This is a genomic window from Stenotrophomonas sp. 86156_Sma, from assembly GCF_056481625.1.
In genome coordinates this window covers 705,725-726,646 of record NZ_CM151157.1, presented here as the reverse complement: position 1 = coordinate 726,646, position 20,922 = coordinate 705,725, and the positions used below count along the sequence as shown (strand labels likewise).

The 20,922-nt window shown below is 67.7% G+C and carries 20 protein-coding genes, 1 other RNA gene, 1 pseudogene and 1 riboswitch; of the genes and pseudogenes, 8 read left to right on the top strand and 14 right to left on the bottom strand.

The window, feature by feature from the left end:
• From mraY to ACZK33_RS03195, 7 genes are read right to left on the bottom strand one after another with little or no spacing between them, the layout of a single operon-like run.
• The gene (gene mraY, locus ACZK33_RS03225; protein WP_010481929.1) at positions 1–1,086 is read right to left on the bottom strand and encodes a phospho-N-acetylmuramoyl-pentapeptide-transferase; all 1,086 of its coding nucleotides are present in this window, start codon (positions 1,084–1,086) and stop codon (positions 1–3) included.
• Positions 1,076–2,470 (bottom strand): UDP-N-acetylmuramoyl-tripeptide--D-alanyl-D-alanine ligase, encoded by a 1,395-nt coding sequence (locus ACZK33_RS03220; RefSeq protein ID WP_121504876.1) that lies wholly within the window; start codon positions 2,468–2,470, stop codon positions 1,076–1,078. Before ACZK33_RS03220 ends, mraY begins: the two co-directional genes overlap by 11 nt.
• Positions 2,467–3,975, bottom strand: a complete 1,509-nt coding sequence (locus tag ACZK33_RS03215) for a UDP-N-acetylmuramoyl-L-alanyl-D-glutamate--2,6-diaminopimelate ligase (RefSeq protein ID WP_049425024.1) — start codon at positions 3,973–3,975, stop codon at positions 2,467–2,469. The genes ACZK33_RS03220 and ACZK33_RS03215 overlap by 4 nt, the downstream gene beginning before the upstream one ends.
• Positions 3,972–5,816 (bottom strand): peptidoglycan D,D-transpeptidase FtsI family protein, encoded by a 1,845-nt coding sequence (locus ACZK33_RS03210; RefSeq protein WP_049399810.1) that lies wholly within the window; start codon positions 5,814–5,816, stop codon positions 3,972–3,974. The genes ACZK33_RS03215 and ACZK33_RS03210 overlap by 4 nt, the downstream gene beginning before the upstream one ends.
• Positions 5,813–6,076 (bottom strand): cell division protein FtsL, encoded by a 264-nt coding sequence (ftsL, locus tag ACZK33_RS03205; RefSeq protein WP_005412242.1) that lies wholly within the window; start codon positions 6,074–6,076, stop codon positions 5,813–5,815. The genes ACZK33_RS03210 and ftsL overlap by 4 nt, the downstream gene beginning before the upstream one ends.
• Positions 6,073–7,041, bottom strand: coding sequence for a 16S rRNA (cytosine(1402)-N(4))-methyltransferase RsmH (gene rsmH, locus ACZK33_RS03200; protein WP_049425020.1), 969 nt, complete (start codon positions 7,039–7,041; stop codon positions 6,073–6,075). The genes ftsL and rsmH overlap by 4 nt, the downstream gene beginning before the upstream one ends.
• Before the next feature lie 14 nt (positions 7,042–7,055).
• Entirely contained in the window at positions 7,056–7,457 is a 402-nt protein-coding gene (locus tag ACZK33_RS03195) for a division/cell wall cluster transcriptional repressor MraZ (RefSeq protein WP_008266948.1), read from the bottom strand.
• Positions 7,458–7,825: 368 nt separating this feature from the next.
• Between ACZK33_RS03195 and ACZK33_RS03190 the strand changes: the two genes are divergently transcribed.
• Together ACZK33_RS03190 and ACZK33_RS03185 are read left to right on the top strand one after the other, a co-directional pair.
• Entirely contained in the window at positions 7,826–8,614 is a 789-nt protein-coding gene (locus tag ACZK33_RS03190) for an NRDE family protein (protein WP_423175278.1), read from the top strand.
• Positions 8,615–8,972: 358 nt separating this feature from the next.
• Positions 8,973–9,452, top strand: coding sequence for a DM13 domain-containing protein (locus ACZK33_RS03185; protein WP_154352005.1), 480 nt, complete (start codon positions 8,973–8,975; stop codon positions 9,450–9,452).
• 123 nt (positions 9,453–9,575) lie between these two features.
• Here the strand turns inward: ACZK33_RS03185 and rnpB are convergent.
• An RNA gene (gene rnpB / locus ACZK33_RS03180) (RNase P RNA component class A) lies at positions 9,576–9,927 on the bottom strand.
• A gap of 155 nt (positions 9,928–10,082) precedes the next feature.
• A complete protein-coding gene (gene rsmI, locus ACZK33_RS03175; protein WP_005412235.1) occupies positions 10,083–10,901 on the bottom strand; it encodes a 16S rRNA (cytidine(1402)-2'-O)-methyltransferase in 819 nt (272 codons plus the stop codon).
• 81 nt (positions 10,902–10,982) lie between these two features.
• On the opposite strand from rsmI, the gene ACZK33_RS03170 reads away from it, so the two are divergent.
• The 5 genes from ACZK33_RS03170 to ACZK33_RS03150 all read left to right on the top strand — a co-directional run bounded on the left by ACZK33_RS03170 (position 10,983) and on the right by ACZK33_RS03150 (position 15,726).
• Positions 10,983–12,704 (top strand): penicillin-binding protein activator, encoded by a 1,722-nt coding sequence (locus ACZK33_RS03170; protein WP_125895337.1) that lies wholly within the window; start codon positions 10,983–10,985, stop codon positions 12,702–12,704.
• Positions 12,694–13,062 carry a YraN family protein gene (locus tag ACZK33_RS03165; protein ID WP_032128038.1) on the top strand — a complete coding sequence of 123 codons (369 nt, stop codon included), beginning with the start codon at positions 12,694–12,696 and terminating at the stop codon, positions 13,060–13,062. The genes ACZK33_RS03170 and ACZK33_RS03165 overlap by 11 nt, the downstream gene beginning before the upstream one ends.
• A gap of 110 nt (positions 13,063–13,172) precedes the next feature.
• Positions 13,173–13,817: a metal-dependent hydrolase gene (locus ACZK33_RS03160; RefSeq protein ID WP_423175279.1), complete on the top strand. Its 645-nt coding sequence runs from the start codon at positions 13,173–13,175 to the stop codon at positions 13,815–13,817.
• Positions 13,814–15,199 (top strand): FAD-binding oxidoreductase, encoded by a 1,386-nt coding sequence (locus ACZK33_RS03155; RefSeq protein ID WP_423175280.1) that lies wholly within the window; start codon positions 13,814–13,816, stop codon positions 15,197–15,199. The genes ACZK33_RS03160 and ACZK33_RS03155 overlap by 4 nt, the downstream gene beginning before the upstream one ends.
• 341 nt (positions 15,200–15,540) lie before the next feature.
• Positions 15,541–15,726: a hypothetical protein gene (locus tag ACZK33_RS03150; RefSeq protein ID WP_423175281.1), complete on the top strand. Its 186-nt coding sequence runs from the start codon at positions 15,541–15,543 to the stop codon at positions 15,724–15,726.
• Between the two features lie 230 nt (positions 15,727–15,956).
• On the opposite strand, the gene thiL is transcribed toward ACZK33_RS03150, so the two are convergent.
• The 5 genes and pseudogenes from thiL to ACZK33_RS03125 form a co-directional block, all read right to left on the bottom strand.
• Positions 15,957–16,913, bottom strand: a complete 957-nt coding sequence (thiL, locus tag ACZK33_RS03145; protein WP_423175282.1) for a thiamine-phosphate kinase — start codon at positions 16,911–16,913, stop codon at positions 15,957–15,959.
• Positions 16,914–17,039: 126 nt separating this feature from the next.
• On the bottom strand, positions 17,040–17,519 hold the full coding sequence (gene nusB / locus ACZK33_RS03140; RefSeq protein ID WP_005408062.1) for a transcription antitermination factor NusB: 480 nt from the start codon (positions 17,517–17,519) through the stop codon (positions 17,040–17,042).
• Positions 17,516–17,983, bottom strand: a complete 468-nt coding sequence (ribH, locus tag ACZK33_RS03135; RefSeq protein ID WP_005408061.1) for a 6,7-dimethyl-8-ribityllumazine synthase — start codon at positions 17,981–17,983, stop codon at positions 17,516–17,518. The genes nusB and ribH overlap by 4 nt, the downstream gene beginning before the upstream one ends.
• Before the next feature lie 104 nt (positions 17,984–18,087).
• Positions 18,088–19,188, bottom strand: coding sequence for a 3,4-dihydroxy-2-butanone-4-phosphate synthase (ribB, locus tag ACZK33_RS03130; protein WP_125894905.1), 1,101 nt, complete (start codon positions 19,186–19,188; stop codon positions 18,088–18,090).
• A gap of 203 nt (positions 19,189–19,391) precedes the next feature.
• Positions 19,392–19,808, bottom strand: a pseudogene (locus ACZK33_RS03125) (riboflavin synthase family protein); the annotation flags it as partial.
• Between the two features lie 74 nt (positions 19,809–19,882).
• Positions 19,883–20,028, bottom strand: a riboswitch (FMN riboswitch).
• Positions 20,029–20,215: 187 nt separating this feature from the next.
• On the opposite strand from ACZK33_RS03125, the gene ACZK33_RS03120 reads away from it, so the two are divergent.
• Entirely contained in the window at positions 20,216–20,836 is a 621-nt protein-coding gene (locus ACZK33_RS03120) for a hypothetical protein (protein ID WP_032128042.1), read from the top strand.
• Positions 20,837–20,922 lie beyond the last annotated feature (86 nt).

Below are 20,922 nucleotides of genomic sequence, written 5' to 3'. Positions count from 1 at the left end.
TCAGCGCACCTTCAACGTGGCCAGGCCGATCAGCACGAGCACGACCGAGATGATCCAGAAGCGCACGATCACGCGCGGCTCCGGCCAACCCTTCAGTTCGAAGTGGTGGTGGATCGGTGCCATGCGGAACACGCGCTTGCCGGTCAGCTTGAACGAGGCGACCTGGATCATCACCGACAGCGTTTCGATGACGAACACGCCGCCCATGATCACCAGCACCAGCTCCTGGCGGGTGATCACTGCGATCGTACCCAGCACCGCACCCAGCGCCAGCGCGCCGATGTCGCCCATGAACACCATGGCCGGATAGGTGTTGAACCACAGGAACCCCAGGCCCGCACCGGCGATGGCCGCGCAGATGATGACCAGCTCGCCGGCGCCCGGGATCTGCGGGATCTGCAGGTAGTTGGCGAACACCACGTTGCCCGAGGCGTAGGCGAACACGCCCAGTGCGCAGGCCACCAGCACGGTCGGCATGATCGCCAGGCCGTCCAGGCCGTCGGTCAGGTTCACCGCGTTGGAGAAGCCGACGATCCAGAAGTAGGCGATGGCCACGAATCCGATGCCGGCCAGCGGCAGCGCGATCGACTTGAACATCGGGATGTAGAAGGTCAGTGCTGCCGGCACGTCGGCCGTGTAGAACAGGAACAGGCCCGCGGCCAGGCCGAAGATCGACTGCAGCAGGTACTTCCAGCGCGACTTCAGGCCGTTCGGGTCGCGGCGGACGATCTTGATCCAGTCGTCATACCAGCCGATGGCGCCGAAGCACAGCATCACCGCCAGCACCAGCCACACGTAGCGGTTGCGCAGGTCGGCCCACATCAGCACCGACAGGGTGATGGTGAGCAGGATCAGCGAACCGCCCATGGTCGGCGTACCGGCCTTCGAGAAATGGGTCTGCGGACCGTCCTTGCGGATCGGCTGGCCGCCCTTGAACTGGGCAAGCTTGCGGATCATCGCCGGGCCGAGCCACAGCGACAGGAACAGGGCCGTCAACGCGGCAAGGATGGCGCGGAACGTCTGGTAGTTGAACAGCCCGAACAGGCTCTCCAACTGCTGCAACCATCGAGCCAGTTCATACAACATGCGGGGATTCCTCTCCTTGCGCCAGCAGCGCTTTGACAATCGTGTCCATGGCGCTGCCACGGGAACCCTTGACCAGGCAGCGCACGCCGGCGTGCAGCTCGTCCTTCAGCGCCTGCGACAGCGCGTCATGGGTGGCGAAATGACGGCCGCCTTCACCGAAGGCGGTGGCGGCAGCGGCGCTGAGCGGGCCCAGCGCATACAGGCGCTTCAGGCCAGCAGCGCGCGCGCGGAGCCCTGCCTGCGCGTGCAGCGCTTCGGCGTCCGGACCCAGCTCGCGCATGTCGCCCAGCACCAGCCAACCCTCTTCCGGTGCGGCGGCAAGGGCGTCGATGGCCGCGGCCAGCGAACCGGGGTTGGCGTTGTAGCTGTCGTCCACCAGCACCGCGCCGTTGCGCAGCTGATGGGCGATCTGGCGGCCCGGTACCGGCTGTGCTTCGGCCAGGCCGGCCGCGATCAGCGCCAGATCGACACCGGCGGCCAGCGCCAGGCTGGCAGCGGCCAGCGCATTGCTGACGTTGTGGCGACCCGGCAGGCCCAGCACCACGCGGGCTTCGCCGCCCGGTGCGACCAGGGTGAACTGGCTGCCCTGGGCGCCGGCGCGGATGTCGCGCGCGGTGATGTCCGCGGTGTGCTCCAGGCCATAGCGCAACACACGGCTGCGCGGCGGGGTGCCGACGAAGTGCTGTTCGAACCAGCGGCCGTAGGCATCGTCGACGTTGATCACCGCCACGCCATCGGCCGGCAGCGCGGCATAGATCGCGCCTTTGGTCACTGCCACGCCGAGCAGGCTGCCCATGCGTTCCAGGTGCGCCGGGGCGATGTTGTTGACCAGCGCATAGCGCGGGCGGGCGATGTCGGTCAGGTAGGCGATGTCACCCGGCTTGCCCGCGCCCATCTCGTAGACAGCGTAGTCGGCATCTTCGGGAGCATCGATCACTGCCAGCGGCAGGCCGATCTCGTTGTTGCGGTTGCCCGGGTTGGCGTAGACCACCTTGTGCGCATGACGGGCCACCTGCTGCAGGATCGACAGCAGCAGGCTCTTCACACTGGTCTTGCCGTTGCTGCCGGTGATCGCGAACACCTCAGTATCACGGTCACGCTGCATGCCGGTGGCGATCTTCGCCAGCGCCAGTTCGCTGTCGGCCACCAGCACCTGCGGCAGTTCGATCGGCAGCAGGCGCTCGACCAGCAGCGCGCTGGCACCGCGCGCCTGCGCGTCGGCGGCAAAGTCATGGCCATCGAAACGCTCGCCGCGCAGCGCCACATACAGGCTGCCCGGGCCGAGGCTGCGGGTGTCATTGCTGACCGCATCGATGGCCACGTCGTCGCCGTGAATCTCGCCGCCGGCCCAGTGTGCGATCAGCGAAAGCAGGGTGCGCTTCATGCGATGCCCTCCCCGGCCTGCGCGCTGAGCACACCGGCCTTGGCGGCCAACGCAGCGGCGGCCACTTCGGTGTCGTCGAAGTCATGGCGCACGCCATTCACTTCCTGGTACGGCTCGTGGCCCTTGCCAGCGATCAGGATGATGTCGCCGGCACCGGCACGCTTCACCGCCAGGCCGATCGCACGCGCGCGGCTGCGCTGCACGGTCACGGCGGAGGCATCGGTGAAGCCGGCCAGGATGTCGGCCACGATCACGTCGCCATCTTCGCCACGCGGATTGTCGTCGGTGACGATGACCTGGTTGGCCAAGCGCTCGGCGATCGCGGCCATCTGCGGGCGCTTGCCGGTATCACGCTCGCCACCGCAGCCGAACACGCAGAACAGCGTGCCCTGCAGGTGGCCGTGCAGGCTGTCCAGCGCCTGTTCCAGTGCGTCCGGGGTATGCGCGTAATCGACCACCACGGTCGGCAGACCGTCTTCGCCGCCCAGGCGGTTCATGCGGCCACGGATCGGCTGCAGCGCCGACAACACCTCGGCAATGCGCGGCAGCGGCTGACCCTGCGCGTGCAGGGTGCCGGCCACGGCCAGCAGGTTGTCCACGTTGAAGCGGCCCAGCAGCGGCGACTGCACCGCCGCGCGCTGGCCGTCGATGACCAGTTCGAAGGCAATGCCACGGCCGTCCAGCTGCAGCGCCTCGGCGCGCACGCTGGCATCGGTGGCACCGCGCGAGCTCAGGCCGATCGGTTGCACGCCCGCCGGGAGGCCGGCGAACAGCTGGCGGCCGAACGCGTCGTCAAGATTGATCACCGCGGCCTTCAGGCCCGGACGATGGAACAGCCGCGCCTTGGCCGCGCCGTAGCTGGCCATGTCGCCGTGGTAGTCCAGATGGTCGCGGGTGAGATTGGTAAACACCGCCACGTCATAGTGCACCGCATCCACGCGGCCCTGGTCCAGCGCGTGCGAGCTGACTTCCATCGCTACCGCGCGCGCACCGGCATCACGCAGCTGCGCCAGCAGCGCATGCATCTGCAGCACCAGCGGCGTAGTGAAACCGGTCGGCTCAACCGAACCATAAAGTCCGGCGCCCAACGTGCCGATACTGCCACTGGGCGTTCCGAGCAGGTGCCAGGCCTGGGCCAGCAGCTGCACGGTGGAGGTCTTGCCGTTGGTGCCGGTCACGCCCACCATCGCCATCGCCCGCGACGGTGCGCCATGGAACTGGTCGGCCATCGCACCCATGCGCGCGCGCAGGCCCGGCACAGCGATCGCATCGTCCGGTGCCGGCAGTTCGACCGGTGCCGGCGGTTCGAACAGGATGGCGCCAGCGCCGGCCGCACGGGCCTGCTCGACAAAGCCCAGGCCATGCGCGCCGAAACCGGCGATGGCGACGAAGGCATTGCCGGGGCGCACGGCGCGGCTGTCCAGCACCAGGCCGGTCAGAACGGGATCGTGGCCCGCCAGGGCCACATCCGGAAGCAACTGCGAAAGCAACATCGAAGGACTCATTGCGTGCCTCCCGTAGCGGGCGGCGTCTGGGCTTGCGCGCTGGGCAGCGCAGCGTCGAATTCAGCGGCGGCATCCACCGGCAGCGCGGCCTCGGCCGGCGGCGCGGGCAGGATCGAGGCCGAATGGCCGACCTTGCCGGACTGCTGTGCGGCCAGCCACGACTGCAGGTCGTCCAGCGGCACGTCCATCAGGCGCAGGGTGCCTTCCATCACGTTGTGGTAGACCGGCGCCGACACCAGGCCACCGTAGAACTTGCCGGCCTGCGGGTCGTTGATGACGATGACGGTGGCGAAGCGCGGATTGGTGGCCGGCACCACGCCGGCGAACAGCGCGTTGTAATGGCCGCGCTCGTAACCACCCGGGCCGGTCTTGCGCGCGGTACCGGTCTTGCCGGCCACGCGGTAACCCAGCACCGCCGCCTGCTTGGCGCCGCCTTGGGTAACAACCGTTTCCATCATCGCCACCACCTGCCTGGCGACGCTCTCATCGATGATCTGATGCGCTTCGTTGCGCTGGCCTTTGACAAAGGTCGGCGCGATCAATTTGCCGCCATTGGCCAGCGCCGAATAGGCGGTGGCGATCTGCAGCGGGGTCACATTCAGGCCGTAGCCGTAGGACATGGTGGTCTTGGTGGCACCGTCCCAGTTGGCCGGGCGCCGCACCACACCGCCGGATTCACCCGGGAAGCCGCTGTGCGGCACCGAGCCATAGCCGAAGCGGCGCACGCCGTCATAGAACACCTGGTCCGGCATCTTCGCCGCGACCTTGGCCGCGCCGATGTTGGAACTGCGGGTGATCACACCAGTCACGTTCAACACGCCGTTGTTGCGCGGCACGTCGCGGATGGTGAAGCGCGCCACCTGCATGTAGCCCGGGTTGGTATCGATGATGGTGTCCTTGGTCACCGCACCGGCCTGCAGCGCGGTGGCGATGGTCAACGGCTTCATCGTCGAACCCGGCTCGACCAGGTCGGTCACTGCACGGTTACGGCGCGCATCGGGCAGCGCGCCGGTCAGCGAATTCGGGTTGTAGGTCGGCAGGTTGACCATGGCCAGGATCTCGCCGGTGGTCACGTCCATGATCACCATCGAACCGCCGGCCGCCTTGTTGGCCACCAGCGCGTTGCGCAGTTCCTTGAACGCCAGGTACTGGATGCGGCGGTCGATGCTGAGGGTCAGGTCCTTGCCCGGTTCGGCGGCGCGCAGCAGATCGCTTTCGACGGTCTCGCCCTTGCGGTTGCGGATCACCCGCTTGGCACCGGCCTTGCCACGCAACCATTCGTCGAACGCCAGCTCCAGGCCTTCCTGGCCGCGGTCGTCGATGTTGGTGAAGCCCAGCACGTGCGCCATCGCCTCACCCTGCGGGTAGAAACGGCGGAACTCGCGCTGCGCGGCCACGCCTGGAATCTTCAGCGCGACCACCTTCTCTGCCTCGTCCGGATTGATCCGGCGGCGCAGGTACATGAATTCCTTGTCCGACTTCTGCGACAGGCGGCTGCTCAGCTCATCCACCGACATGCCGACCGCCTGAGCCAGCTCAGGAATCCGCTCGGGCGAACGCAGCAGGTCCTGCGGGTTGACCCAGATCGAAGCGACCGGGGTCGACACCGCCAGCGGCTCGCCGTTGCGGTCGGTGATCATGCCGCGCGAGGTCTTGATCGGCAGCTCGCGCAGGTAGCGGGCTTCGCCCTGGCGCTGGTAGAAATCGCTGTTGATGATCTGCACGTAGGCCGCGCGGCCGACCAGCGACACCGAGCACAGGCCGAGCGCCAGGGCAACCCAACGCAGGCGCTGGCGCAGGTTGAAGGCGTTGCGCGGGCGGTTGCGGCCGGTCTTGCTCATGGGCGCACCACCACAATGTCGGCGGCCTCGGGGAACTTCATGCCGAGCTTCTCGCGGGCGATGCGATCCACACGGTTGGCTTCGGCCAGGGTGGCCTGTTCCAGCTGCAGGCGGCCGAATTCCAGATTGATGTCATCGCGCTTGCGCTCAGCGCGCGACAGCTCGATGAACGTCTGCCGGTGACGGTGACGCACGAACACGACGCCGATCGCCGAGGCCACGGTCGAGGCCAACAGGATGATCAGCAGCAGCCGGCTCATGCATCGGCCTCCCGCTTCTGGGCCACGCGCAGCACGGCGCTGCGGGCACGCGGGTTGGCCGCCAGTTCTTCGTCGGTGGCCTTGATGGCGCCACCGATCAGATCCAGGGTCGGCACGAACACCTCCGCCTCGGGCAGGCGGCGGTTGGCCGGCGGCGCCTTGGCCAGGCGGTTCATGTACTGCTTGACGATGCGGTCTTCCAGCGAGTGGAAGCTGATGATCGCCAGGCGGCCGCCGGGCTTCAGCCGTTCCACGGCCGCATCAAGCCCGGCTTCCAGGTCGGCCAGCTCGCGGTTGATGTGGATGCGGATGGCCTGGAAGCTGCGCGTGGCCGGGTGGATCTTGTCTTTTCCGCGCGGCATCACCGAGGCGATCAACTCGGCCAGTTCGGCGGTACGGGAGAACGGCTGCTTCTCGCGGCGGGCCACGATGGCGCGCGCGATACGGCGGCTCTGGCGCTCTTCGCCGTAGGTCCACAGCACATCGGCAATCTCGCGCTCTTCAACGCGGTTGATCCATTGTGCGGCGCTTTCACCGTTGTCCGGATCCATGCGCATGTCCAGCGGGCCGTCCTTGCCGAAGCTGAAGCCACGTTCGGCCACGTCCAGCTGCGGCGACGACACGCCCAGGTCGAACAGGACGCCGTCCAGGCCTTCAGCCGTCGCATCCCACTGCAGCAGCTGGGCGAAGCTGCCACGGAAGATGGACACGCGCGGGTCCGGCGCGAAATCGCGCTCGGCTACGGCGATGGCTTCCGGATCCTTGTCCATGACCAGCAGGCGCCCCTCGGGACCGAGCTGGGTGAGCACGCCACGTGCATGACCGCCACGACCGAACGTGCCATCCAGATAACGTCCGTTTTCGATCACCCTCAGGCCTTCAAGGACCTGGGTGTACAGGACCGGCAGGTGCACCGCCGGCGACTGCGACACCGGAAGGTGACCGGCCTGCGCTTCTGGGCGCATCCGGGCACCCCGGCTCACAACTTCAGGTCGAGCAACCCATCACCCAGATCCTCGTCAGACAATGTCTGCTGGATCAGGGCCCGATGCGCCTGCTCGCTCCACAATTCGAACTTGTCGCCCATACCGAGCAATACCGCCTTCTTCTCAATGCCCACCGCACCGCGGTGGCTGGCGGGGATGCTGATGCGACCGTTGCCGTCCAGCTCAAGATGGGCGGCCGAGCCGACCAGCTTCTGCTGCAACAGGCGCACGACGCGCTGGGTGTTGGGCTTGGACATCACGTCGTCGCGGACCCGCTCCCATTCCGACTCTGCATACAGCCACAGGCAGCCGGCTTCGAACGGGTTGTAGGTCAGCACGAGACGGTTGTTGCTGGCGCGCGCGACGAGGTCGCGGTAAGCGGTGGGAACCGCCATGCGCCCTTTATCGTCAACTGTGATGGCCGTCTCGCCCTGGAACACGACGCGTGCACCTATCCTTCGCCCGGTGAAACATTGAACCACGAAAACCCACAAAACACCCGGATTTCCCTCTGATGCCCACCTTAGCAGCGGCCGAAGGGTTGTCAACAACTTTTCAGCGGGGAAATCGCCAGCCACATCAATGGCTTGCAACAACCTTTAGAGAATTGTTCAAGGCTTATCCACAAGTTGCTGATCCGTCTCAATTTTTGAGATTGAACGGAAGTTCAGGGCTGTGGACAGCGCGTGAAACATCGGCCGCGCATTCATCCAAAACGGGCTGGAAGCGGCGCCAGACTGCGCAAACCGTGCACAATGAGGCCATGTGCCTGCTCGCTCTTGGCTGGATGCACCACCCGCGCTGGCGGCTGGTGATGACCGGCAACCGTGATGAGTTCCACGCCCGCCCGACGGCGGCGCTGGCCCCCTGGCAAGATGAGACCTCCGTCATCGGGGGGCGCGACCTGCGCTCCGGCGGCGGCTGGGCGGGCGTCGGTGCCGCAGGCCGGATGGCGGTGGTCACCAATGTGCGTGATCCGCTGACCTCCCAGACCGGTCCTTCACGGGGCGCGCTGGTGGCCGACTTCCTGCGCGGCCGCGACCCGGCCGCCGTGCATATCGACCGGTTGGCAACGGTGGCCGGCGCCTACGCGCCGTTCAACCTGTTGCTGGCCGACGGCCACAGCCTGGAGTTTCTGGGCAACCACCCCGCCGAGCGGCAGAGCCTGGGCCCGGGCGTGCATGGCATGTCCAACGGTGCGCTGGACGCGCCCTGGCCGAAGACCCGGCGGCTGATGGCGGCCCTTGAAGCCTGGCTGCAGGAAGACCGGGTCAGATCCCTTTCGCAAAGCGAAAAGGATCTGACCCCGGACCTGACCCCGCTCTGGGCCGCCCTGGCCGACGAACATCGCCCCGCCGACAGCGACCTGCCCGACACCGGCATCGGCCTGGAACGCGAGCGCTGGCTGAGCCCCGCCTTCATCCGCGGCGACGACTACGGCACCCGCGCCAGCACCGTGCTGCTGATCGACGCCGACGGCCACGGCCAGATCCACGAGCGCCGCTTTGGCCCACAGGGCGCAGCCAACGGACAGAGTCACGTCATTTTCTGACCGGGTCGTGCCGGCCGCTGGCGGGAATTCCTTTCCAGCAGGGTAGTGCCGGCCGCTGGCCGGCAACCTCTGGATCTTTGGATGCGCCATGAAGCTGGCGGCCGGCGGCCGGCACTACCGGGCATCGCGTTGTCGCGATCCACGCGACGGCAGTCGTCATCGCAACGGGCTCGAAACGTCATTCAGCTTCCAACCGCGACCGCGATCCGCCCACGCCACAGGGGCTCCGGCGTCGCAGTCCGCCCACTGTGCCCTTTTCGCAATCGGCACTGTGTCTATAAATGTCGCCCCTGACCTCCCAGGGTGGTGGCGCCCGGCACCCCGCCGCGCGATCGACCGCAACCCCCATGGAGGCCCCATGCGCCGCATCCTCATCCTGATCGTCACCCACCTGCTCACCCTCGGCCTTGGCTTCGGCTTGGGCGTGTACTTCCTGCCGATCCTGATTGCCCCCGATGACCCGCCGGTCGCACAGGTGCAGGCCGCCATGACTGATGCCCCCTACCGCACCACCTTTCGCCGCGACCTCAAGGGCAGCGATGCAGTGCATTGGGCGGAAGGCAAAATCAGCGTCAGCCCGCGCCAGGTCGCCTTCGACGGCAAGATGGGGCCGGGCCCGGATTACAAGGTGTACCTGGTCCGCGACTTCGTCGACAACAAGGCCGACTTCCTGAAGATCAAGGCACAGGCGAAACGCATCGGTGAAGTGAAGACCTTCAACCGCTTCCTGGTCGATGTACCCGATGACGTCAACGTGGACGACTACACCACGGTCGTGGTGTGGTGCGAGCGCTTCTCGCAGTTCATCTCCGCCGGGCAGTACCGCACGCCGGGTTGAGGAACACGCGGCGTCGAGGTAGTGCCGGCCGCTGGCCGGCACTCTGTCCGCCCTGCAGGCATCGTGACGCTGCCGGCCAGCGGCCGGCACTACCGATGCGCGGTTCACGCATATGGAAGAAGGAGGCGGAGCCGGCCGATAAGCCGGGTTCTGTCGTGGACAGTCATTCCTCTAGGCGTTACGTCACCGCAACGCTCAAGCAACCTACCCGGATCCAACGCGGGCCGCGCCAAAGGATCCCTATTTGGTCTTGCTCCAGGTGGGGTTTGCCGTGCCGGTCTGTTGCCAGACTCGCGGTGCGCTCTTACCGCACCATTTCACCCTTACCGGCCTTCCGAAGAAGACGTAGGCGGTATCTTTCTGTTGCACTTTCCGTCGGCTTGCGCCGCCCAGGCGTTACCTGGCACCTTGCCCTATGGAGCCCGGACTTTCCTCGGCACCCCCGAAAGGATGACGCGACTGTCTGGCCGGCTCCGCCAGTGCACATTCTAGCCTACGCACGCCCTTCCTGCCGTGCTGATCGCAGCGTCCGGTTCATCCATCCACGCATGGCGTGGATCTACCGACTCCGCTGCTCTGGAGGGTGCGGATTCCGCGTTGGTGGGTGCGGACCTTGGTCCGCACGATCCATCAACTGCCGTACAACGCCTTGCGCGGTGCGCCGGTCAGCTCGGCAGCCAGCTTGGCGGCGGTCGACGGCGGCAGATGCTCGCTCAATTTGGCGTAGACACGGCGGCCATGCGCCAGCTGCGCTTCCTCATCGTCGCCGGCACCCTGCACCATCACCACGAACTCGCCCTTGCGCTGGTTCTCGTCGGCTTCCACCTTCGCCAACAGGCCGGCCAGGTCACCATCGAGCACGGTCTCGAACAGCTTGGTCAGCTCGCGGGCCAACACCGCCGGGCGCTCACCGCCGAAGATCGCCGCCATGTCGGCCAGCGATTCGGCGATGCGGTGCGAGGATTCGTAGAACACCATGGTGCGTACTTCACCGGCCAGCGCCTGCAGGCGGTCGCGGCGGCCGCTGGCCTTGGCCGGCAGGAAACCCTCGAAACTGAAACGGTCGCTGGGCAGGCCGGCCACGCTCAGCGCGGCGATGGCAGCACAGGCGCCGGGAATCGGGCTGACCTTGATGCCCGCCGCGCGCGCAGCACGCACCAGGCGGAAACCGGGATCACTGACCAGCGGGGTGCCGGCATCACTGACCAGCGCCAGCGATTCGCCGGCCTGCAGGCGCGAGACCAGGCGCTGGGCCAGGGCCTCTTCATTGTGTTCGTGCAGGGCCACCAACGGCTGCTGGATGCCGAAATGGGACAGCAGCTGGCCACTGCGGCGGGTGTCTTCAGCACAGATGGCCGCCACCGACCGCAGCACCTCCTGCGCGCGCGGGCTCAGATCGGCCAGGTTGCCGATCGGGGTGGCGACGACGTACAGGGTTGGCACACTCATTTCAGCGGTACTCACGGGGCAAGGGTAGAATCGTAGCGTGTACCCGGCCAAGGCCGCTGCCCTCATCGCATGGACCCGATCATGAACAAGCCCGCCGCACGGATCTCCGCCCTGTCGTTGTCGCTGATGCTGCTGGCCGGTTGTGCCACCACCAGCCTGACCAGCACGCCCGATTCGCCGGCCCAGAGCCAGGCGCTGGCGCTGATCGAACAGGGCAAGCCACGCGACGCCGCGCTGCAGCTGGAAGCCCTGGCCGCCACCCTGCGCGGCGGCGCTCGCAGCAACGCGCTGGCCGACGCGGCCTGGGCCTGGCACCTGGCCGGTGACAGTGCGCGCGCGCGCAGCCTGCTGGGCCAGCTCACCGCCCGCCAGCTGTCCGGCGCCAGCCTGCAGCGCTACCAGCTGACCGGTGCCGAGCTGGCGCTGGCCGACAAGCAACCGGCGCAGGCGCTGGCCCTGCTGAAGGATCATGCCGACAGTGTTGCGGTCGGCCTGCGCACCCGCTGGCTGCTGGCCCGCGCCCAGGCCCTGCAGGGCACCGGCGATGCCTTCGGCGCCGCCACCGAACGTGCACGCGCCCATGCCAGCCTGACCGGCAGTGCGCGCAGCGAGAACCAGGCCGCCATCGCCGGCCTGCTCGGTACCCTCGACGACGCCACTTTGCGCAGCCGTGCCGCTGCCCTGCCGGCCAACGATCCTCTGTACAACTTCGCCGGCCGTGCGCTGATCGCGCGCGGCCTGCCGCTGCCGCGCCCGTTCGACCGCGATGGCGCGGCCCAGTTTGATACCAGCAAGCGTCCGCCGGCGATGAGCGACGGCTACCGGCCGCCGGCCAAGCTGGCCGTGCTGCTGCCGCTCAGCGGCCGCCTGGCCACCGCCGCGCAGCCGGTGCGCGATGGCCTGTTGAGCGCCTACTACGGTGAAAGCCGTCGCCGCCCGGACATCAATTTCTTCGACACCGCTGGCACCCCGGCTGGTGCCCTCGCCGCCTACGACAAGGCCGTCGCCTCCGGTGCCGACTTCGTGGTCGGCCCGCTGGGCCGCGACGAAGTGGACGCCGTGTACGGCCGCCAGCAGCTGCAGGTACCGGTGCTGGCCCTGAACCGCGGCAAGGATGCACCGCCGGCCGGCAGCGCTGGTTTCTCGCTGGCACCGGAAGACGACGGCATCGTCGCCGCCGAGTACCTGCGTGGCCGCGAGCGCAACCGCGCGCTGGTGATCAGCAGCAACGACGACACCGGCCGCCGTTCCGCCGCCGCCTTTGCCCAGCGCTTCGCTCAGCGCGGCGGCCAGGTGGTGGCCACGGTCAATGTCAGCGAAGCCGTCGGCGATGTCGGCGCGCAGGTGCGCAATGCCGGTCAGGTCGATGCCGTGTTCCTCGCCGTGCGCGCCCCGCAGGCCCGGTTGCTGGCGCCGCAGCTGGCGTTGGCCGGTGCCGGTGGCGCGACCCGCGTCGGCACCTCGCAGCTGACCGTCGGCAGCGGCAAGGTGGAAGAAGACGTGGCGCTGGACGGCATCGTCTACCCGAACGAAGCCTGGAATGTGCGCAGCGTGTCCGGCCTGCCGTCGGCCAGCCAGGTGGCCAGCGCGCTGCCCAGCGCTCGCGGCGCCGCTGGCCGCCTGTTCGCTTTCGGTGCCGATGCCTGGAAGATCACCGCCTATCTGGACAAGCTGTCCAACGAGGGCGGCCTGGACGGTGCCACCGGCACCCTGTTCCTGGACAGCAACGGCAACATCCTGCGCCAGCCGGCATGGTCCACCTTCAATGGCGGCCGGCCGATGCCGATCGTCGGTGGTCGCTGAGCGCAGCCAACGTGGCTCGGCGGTGGAAGCCGCCGCCGAGCTGCATCTGCAACAGGCCGGACTGCAGCGGCGTGCGCGCAACGTGCGCTATCGCGGCGGTGAACTGGACCTGGTGATGGATGACGCCGGTACCGTGGTGTTCGTGGAAGTGCGCTATCGCGCGCGCTCCGATTTCGGTGGCGGCGCCGCTTCGGTGGATGCGCGCAAATGCCGGCGCCTGGCGCATGCCGCGCAGCTGTACCTGCAGGACAACCCGGCACTGGCCAATGCACCCTGCCGTTTCGATGTGGTTGAAGCCAGTGGTGAACCGCCGCAGCTGCGGTGGCTGCGTGATGCATTCCGGCTGGATGACTGCTGATGGTTACCGTCCGCTCTGGTAGAGGCCGACCTTGGTCGGCGCTTCTGTGCCAACCATGGTTGGCACCTACCAGAGCGCAGCCTGGCCGGCACAACCACGGTGCGTGACTGATGCCTTCGATCATCACCCATGCCGCTGTGCCGTTGGCGCTCTGGTGCGCCGCTGACCGTGGCCGCATCCCACCGCGCCTGCTGGCGGCCGGTGTGATCGCTGCGATGCTGCCCGATGCCGACGTGCTGGCCTTTGCACTGCATATTCCCTACGCCGATGCGTTCGGACATCGCGGTGCCAGCCATTCGTTGCTGTTTGCCGGCGTGCTGGCGGCATTGGCCGCGGTGTTGGCGTTCTTTGGTAGCCGCCGATCCTGGTCGGCACCACACAGCTCCGGTAGTCGCCGACCTTGGTCGGCGCTTCTGTGCCAACCAAGGTTGGCACCCACCAAGGCAGGGCCAACGGTGGCATCGACCCTACAAGCGGCGGTGTTCGTCTTCGTCTGCGCCGCCAGCCATCCGTTGCTGGATGCGATGACCTCCGGCGGCCTCGGCGTCGCTCTGGCCTGGCCATGGAGCGAACAGCGCTTCTTCGCGCCGTGGCGACCCATCCGCGTTTCACCCTTCGCCCCGCAGTTCTTCAGCGCGCGGGGCGTGGCCACCCTGCTCTCCGAACTGCGCTGGGTGTGGCTGCCACTGGCTACCGCCGTTGTTGCCTGGAAACTGATCCAACCCGCTCCTGCTGCCCCACGAGATCCGTCATGAGTCCTGCCCTGCCTGCTGCACTGGTTGCCGAACTGTCCGCCCTGCTGGGCGCGGAGGGCTGGCGCATGGATGACGGCGCGCTGGAGGCAAACGCGCAGGACAACTCATGGCGCCACCAGCGCCCGGCGGCGGTGGCGCTGCCAGCCGACATCGAACAGGTGCAGGCTTTGGTGCGGGCCTGCCGTGCGCATGGCGTGGCCCTGGTCGCACGTGGCGCTGGTACCGGCACCACCGGCGCGGCGGTGCCGCTGCCCGGTAGCATCGTGCTGTCGTTCACCCGCATGGACCGCATCGTCGAGATCCGCACCGGTGACCGTTGCGCGGTGGTGCAACCGGGCGTGCTCAACGGCGCCCTGCAGCAGGCGCTGGCCCCGCATGGCCTGTTCTGGGCACCGGACCCCTCCAGCGCCGAGATCTGCAGCATCGGCGGCAACCTGGCCTGCAATGCCGGCGGCCCGCGCGCGGTGAAGTACGGCACCAGCCGCGACAACGTGCTGGGCCTGGTTGCCGTTACCGGCACCGGCGACGTGATCCGCTGCGGCGGTGCCTACACCAAGGACGCCACCGGCTATGACCTCACGCATCTGCTGGTGGGCAGCGAAGGCACGCTGGCATTGATCGTGGAAGCCACGCTGAAACTGACCCCGCTGCCGGTCAGCCAGGCCGGCCTGCGCGTGCTGTACCGCGATGCCGATGCCGCCGCGGCCGCCGTATCGCGATTGATGTCGCAACCGGTGGTGCCCACGCGCCTGGAATTCATGGACGCACGCAGCCTGGAGCTGCTGCGGCTGAATGGTGCCGACGTGCCGGAGGCCGGTGCGATGCTGCTGGTCGAAGCCGATGGTGACCACGACACCCTGCCCTACCTGCTGCAGGCGCTGGCCAGCGCCGCAGAGGGCGACGGCATGATCGAACTGGATGTGGCGATGGAAGGTCGTGCACGCGATCAGCTGTGGGCCGCACGCAAAGCGTTGTCGCCCGCACTGCGCAGCGTCGCGCCGGGCAAGATCAACGAAGACGTGGTGGTACCGGTGTCGCGCATTCCGGAACTGGTGGCCGGCGTGCAGGCACTGGCACGTGACTACGCACTCACCATCGTCACCTTCGGCCATGCCGGCAACGGCAACCTGCACGTCAACATCCTCTACCACCCGGATGATGCCGACGAGAACGCGCGCGCGCATGCCGCGCTGCCAAAGATCTTCGAGCTGACGCTGGCGTTGGGCGGCACGCTGTCGGGAGAACACGGCATTGGCCTGGCCAAGCGAGATTTCATGGCGAAGGCCTTCACCGCAGAAACGCTGGCGACGATGCGAGCGATCAAGGCCGCGCTGGACCCGGACGGCATCCTCAACCCCGGCAAGGTGCTGCCGCCGGTGTAGGGCCACTGCCAATGTGTTGACGACGACCCGCAGGAGCCCTCCCCAGCTGGAGGCGTCGCACTGTGCCCGCTACGGACCTTCACGCTGCCAGCCGTCAACTGAAGCTCCTTCCGGTGTCCAGTGTGCTTTGCAACTTGTTGCATGGGAAAACTGCGCCTTTGCCAGGAACATATCGCCAACAGCACCACACAGCTCTGACCCACGCCCGCCGTGAGCGCCAGCTGCCTGGTCCAGCGAGCCTGCAGTGACAGCACCATCGGCATCTCTGTGAGCCGTTGGCAACCGCCGAACGGGTTGGGTCGAAGCAACAGCGCCCACGCCCTGCGAACAAGGATGCCGAGATGTACAAGCCTCTCTATCCCCATGTCATCACCACTCTTGGCGAAGCCGCTGCGCGCCTGCCACATGACCTCGCGCCGATCCTGGAGCAGGCCCTGGCCGCGGTCAACGATGCGCGGTCGCTGGCAACGGTCACGTGTGAGTCCTGCCTGCAGCAGCATCGCGGCAGGCAGCCGCAGGCTGACTGAGTACTGGATGCGCAGTTGCAGGCAGCTTAGCGACATTTGCAGAGCCGAGCCCATGCTCGGCTGCCATGGGGCACATCGCGATGAAAGCCGCGCTTCGCGCGTGAGCCGAGCGTAGGCTCGGCTCTGCAGCGTCGATGTCATCCAGCAACCGCGCACCGATACGGCAGCACCCGGTCATGCCCGGCGGTTTCAGTCGCGTGGCAGCGCCGGGCCATGTCCGGCGTTCCGGATCAGGCGAAGTGCTGGTAACCGCCGTCGGCGGCTTCGCCATCCACGTGTACGCCCTGCCCTTCGGCGATGCGGCCGATTCGGGTGAGCGGCACGTCCAGCGATTCGGCCAGATAGTGCAGCGCATCGCGCTGGTCGGCGGCGGCGGTGAAGCACAGCTCGTAGTCGTCACCACCGCGCAGTGCGCAGTCGCGCGCGCCATCGCGGCCGAGCAGTTCACGCAGCGCGTGCGAGATCGGAAGCGAATCGGCATCCACATGCGCGGCCACGTTGCTGCGCGTGGCGATGTGACCCAGATCGGCCAGCAGGCCATCGGACACGTCCACTGCGGCATGCGCGAACGCACGCAGGCGCAGGCCCAGGGTCACACGCGGCGTCGGCCGCAGCAGGCGCAGGCGCAGGCTTTCGTAGTCGGCCAGCAGCGTGGCGGTGGCGATGCTCAGCGCAGCTTGTTGCCACAGGCGCAGCGCACCGGCGGCATCGCCGAGCGTGCCGCTCACCCAGATGTCATCGCCAAGCTGCGCGCGGTCGCGACGCAGGGCCTGGCCACGACCGACCTGGCCCATCGCGGTCACCGACAGCGACAACGGACCGCGCGTGGTGTCACCGCCGATCAACGCAATGTCGTGCTGGTCGGCCAGGGCGAAGAAGCCATCGGCGAACGCATCGATCCAGTCTTCAGAGGCTTCCGGCAGCGACAACGCCAGCGTGCACCACGCCGGGCGCGCGCCCATCGCAGCCAGGTCCGACAGGTTGACCGCCAGGGTCTTCCAGCCGATGTCGAAGGCCGGAGTTTCCACCGGGAAGTGCACGCCGCTGTTGAGCGTGTCGGCAGTGACCACCAGTTGCTCATTGGCACGCGGCTGCAGCAGCGCAGCGTCGTCGCCGATGCCGAGCAGGATGTCGTCGCGCTCGAGGGTACGGGCGCGGATGCGGTCAATGAGGGCGAATTCGGCCAGGGACAAGGGGCGTTCCCGCTGTTGTACGTGCCGCGCGGTGCGCGGTGGGCGGTAGTGCCGGCCGCTGGCCGGCAACCTCAGGATCCCTGCAGCTGCCGGCCAGCGGCCGGCACTACCACAGGTGGGTCAGTGACCCGATTCGACCTTGCGCCATTCCACGGCGGCACGATCCAGCACGCCGTTGACGTAGGTATGGCCATGCTCGGAACCGAAGCGCTTGGCCGATTCGATGGCTTCGTTGATCACCACGCGGTACGGCACGTCCAGGCGGTAGCGCAGCTCGTAGGCGGCCAGGCGCAGCACCGCGCGTTCGATCGCGTCCACTTCTTCGATGCCACGGTCCAGGTACGGGCCGAGCGCTTCGTCGATGTCGCGGCGGTTGTCGAGCACGCCGTGCAGCAGTGCTTCGAAGTACGCCAGGTCGGCGATTTCGCGGGCCTGCTCGTGGGCGAACTGGGCGATCAGCGACTGGGCGTTGCCGCCGGAGATCTGCCAGGCGTAGATGGCCTGCACAGCACGACGGCGCGCGCGCGAGCGCAGCACCGGATCGACGCCATCACGGCGGACGGGTTTACCGGAGGGCTTGCCCTGGGTGTTCTTGTTCATGGCAGCTGCTCCAGAAGATTGACCATTTCCAATGCGGCGAGTGCGACTTCCTCGCCCTTGTTGCCGTGGCTGCCGCCTGCGCGGGCCTCGGCGTCTTCAACGCGTTCCACCGCCAGCACGCCGTTCAGCACCGGCACGCCGAAGTCCAGCTGCACGCGCATCAGGCCTTCGGCGCAGCGATCGGCCACGTGCTCGTAGTGGCGGGTATCGCCACGGATCACGCACCCCAGGGTAAGGATAGCGGCGTGTTCGTGGGCGGCGGCCAGGCGCGCGGCCACCAGCGGCAGTTCCCAGGCACCCGGCACGCGGATCACGTCGATGTTGGCTTCGGTGATGCCGTTGCCAGCCAGGCTCTGGCGGGCGCCAGCGACCAGCGTGTCGGTGATGCGGGCGTTCCAGCGGCTGGCCAGGATGGCGAAGCGCGCCGATTCGGGAGTGCGAAGATCGCCTTCGAAGTGGCTCATATGCGGCTTGGGGGACTCGATAAGGGGGTAATTCTAGCGTGGATGGGCCCCGGCCGTGGCCGATGGGGGCCCGGGGCGTGCCGACCAACGGCCGGCACTACCCATTACAGGGTCACCGTCTCCACCACTTCCAGGCCGTAGCCGGCCAGGCCGATCTGGCGGCGCGGGGTGCCCAGTACGCGCAGCTTGCCCAGGCCCAGGTCGGACAGGATCTGTGCGCCAGCACCATTGCGGCGCCACTGGCTCACGTCCTTGTCCTTGCCCGGTACCACCGGCGCCGGCTGCTGGCGCAGGCGGGCCAGCAGGGCCTCGCCGTCGCGCGGGGCCGACAGCACCACCATCACGCCGGCGCCTTCGGCATCGATCGCGCGCAGGGCATCGGTGGCAGCCACGCCGAAGTCATCGCGGCGCCAGTGCAGCAGGTCGGCCAGCGGGTTTTCCACCTGCACGCGCACCAGGGTCGGCGTTTCGGCATCCGGAGTGCCGCGCACCAGGGCGAAATGCACGTCGTGGGCGATGCGGTCGCGATAGGTGACCAGCTTGAACGGGCCGAATTCGGTATCGATGTCGCGTTCATCGACGCGCTCGACGGTCTTCTCGGTGGCCAGACGGTAGGCGATCAGGTCGGCGATGGAGCCCATCTTCAGGCCGTGCTCGCGGGCAAACACTTCCAGCTCCGGGCGGCGCGCCATGCTGCCATCCGGGTTCAGGATCTCCACCAGCACGCCGGCCGGTTCCAGCCCGGCCAGCATGGCCATGTCCACGGCCGCCTCGGTGTGGCCGGCGCGGGTCAGCACGCCGCCCGGCTGGGCGATCAGCGGGAAGATGTGGCCCGGCTGGTGCAGGTCCGACGGCTTGGCGTTGGGCTTCACCGCGGTGCGGATGGTATGCGCGCGGTCATGCGCCGAGATGCCGGTGGTGACGCCCTCGGCGGCCTCGATGCTGACCGTGAAATTGGTCTGGAACTGCGCGGTATTGGCCTGCACCATCGGCGCCAGGCCGAGATCGGCGGCGCGGGTGCGGTTCAGCGGCAGGCACACCAGGCCACGGCCATGGGTGACCATGAAGTTGATGTCGCTGGCCTTGACCAGCTCGGCGGCCATGATCAGGTCGCCTTCGTTCTCGCGGTCTTCGTCATCGACGATGACGACCATGCGGCCCAGGCGGATGTCTTCCAGGATTTCTGGAATCGGGGCGAAGTTCATGCTGCATCTCCATGCGGGTGCTGGCCGTTGGCAGGTGGGTGCTGACCGTTGGTCGGCACACCCATCAATCGCTCGACGTAACGGAAAAAACCCCCCCCCCCCCCCCCCCCCGGGGGGGGGGGGGGGGCCCCCCGCGGGGGGGGGGAGGGGGCCCACAAAACCCCCCCCCCCCCCCCCCCCCACCGGGGCCCCCCCCCCCCCCCGAGCGCGCCCCCCCTCGCGATGTAGCGGCGCCGCGAGGCCGGCGCTGCGAAAAGCCCACCCCGGGCCCGCGCGTCTTCGTGGATGGACAGCCCCTGGCCAAGGCCGTCGACGTGGCCGCTGACCAGATGGCCGCCGAGGCGGTCGGTCGGGCGCATGGCGCGTTCCAGGTTGATGACCGCACCCTCGCCCAGCTGGCCCAGCGTGGTCAGGCCCAGGGTCTCGGTGGAGGCATCGGCCTGGAAGCTGCTGGCGTCGAATGCGATGACGGTGAGGCAGACGCCGTTGATGGCAATGCTCTCGCCCATCTGCACGTTGTCGAACGGCAGATTCCCGACATTGAAGGTGAAGCGGACATCGCCGCCAATGGATTCGCGTGCGGCCAGACGGCCGACGCCTTCGATGATTCCAGTAAACAAGTAACGTTCTCCGCGAAAAGTGAGCGAAAAACGCCGCAAGGCAAACAGGCGCACGCAGGGCATGAGCCCTGTGGCACCGTCTTCTTTCATCCGGACTATGACCGTCGGCTCCGGCATTGGACCGGATCTGCTGACCCCCGGCCGTGGGCCGGGGCGCTCGCGGGCTCGTGCTTGCGCACCTACCGCCGGTGGGGAATTGCACCCCGCCCTGAAGACGTTTGTGTACCGGCGAACCGGCGTGGCTAGTGTACCAGCCCGTGCTGAACGGGGTCGGATGCCACAGCTGTGACGGCCGTCGCTCGCAATTTGTAAAACTTTCATTAAAATTCTACCCCGGACGACATGAGGTCGCCACGGGCAGCCCGCTGGGCAGGCCCGCCAAAGGACTGAAATTCACAGGAATTCCCATGCGCAAGATGCTGATCGTGGCCGCCCTGCTGGCCGCCGCCCCGCTCTCGGCTTCGGCCGACGCCCTGAGCTACACCTACGTTGAAGGCGGTTGGACGCAGGTCAAGGTTGACGACAACGCACTGGACGACCCGAAGGTCGACGGCGGCTACCTGCGTGGCTCCGTGGCCATCGCCGAACAGGTCTACGTGTTTGGTGGCTGGTCGCGCACCAGCAAGACCTATCACTACAGCGACGGTTCGCTGAAGGTTGAACTGAATCAGCCGGAGCTGGGCATCGGCTACCACATGCCGTGGACCGACCGCGTCGACTTCACCGCCGACATCGCCTGGGTGCGCCAGAACGCTGAGCTGACCGATCGTTATGACGGCTACAGCGACCGCTACAAGGACCACACCAACCTGGCCCGCGCCACCATGGGCATCCGCGGCAAGCCGTCGCGCATGACCGAAGCCTGGGCCAAGGCCGGTTACATGGACGGCGGCAACAACTACAAGGGCACCTGGGTCGGCACCATCGGTGGCCAGATCAACTTCACCAGGACCTGGGGTCTGGTGGGCGAGATCTCCGGCTACCGCGACGTCACCCAGTACTCGGCCGGCGTCCGCGCCAGCTTCTGATCCAGCGATCGCTCCTCGTCGTGCGATCGAACGGGCCCCGCAAGGGGCCCGTTTTTTTGGCCGACATACACGACCTCGTGACCCCA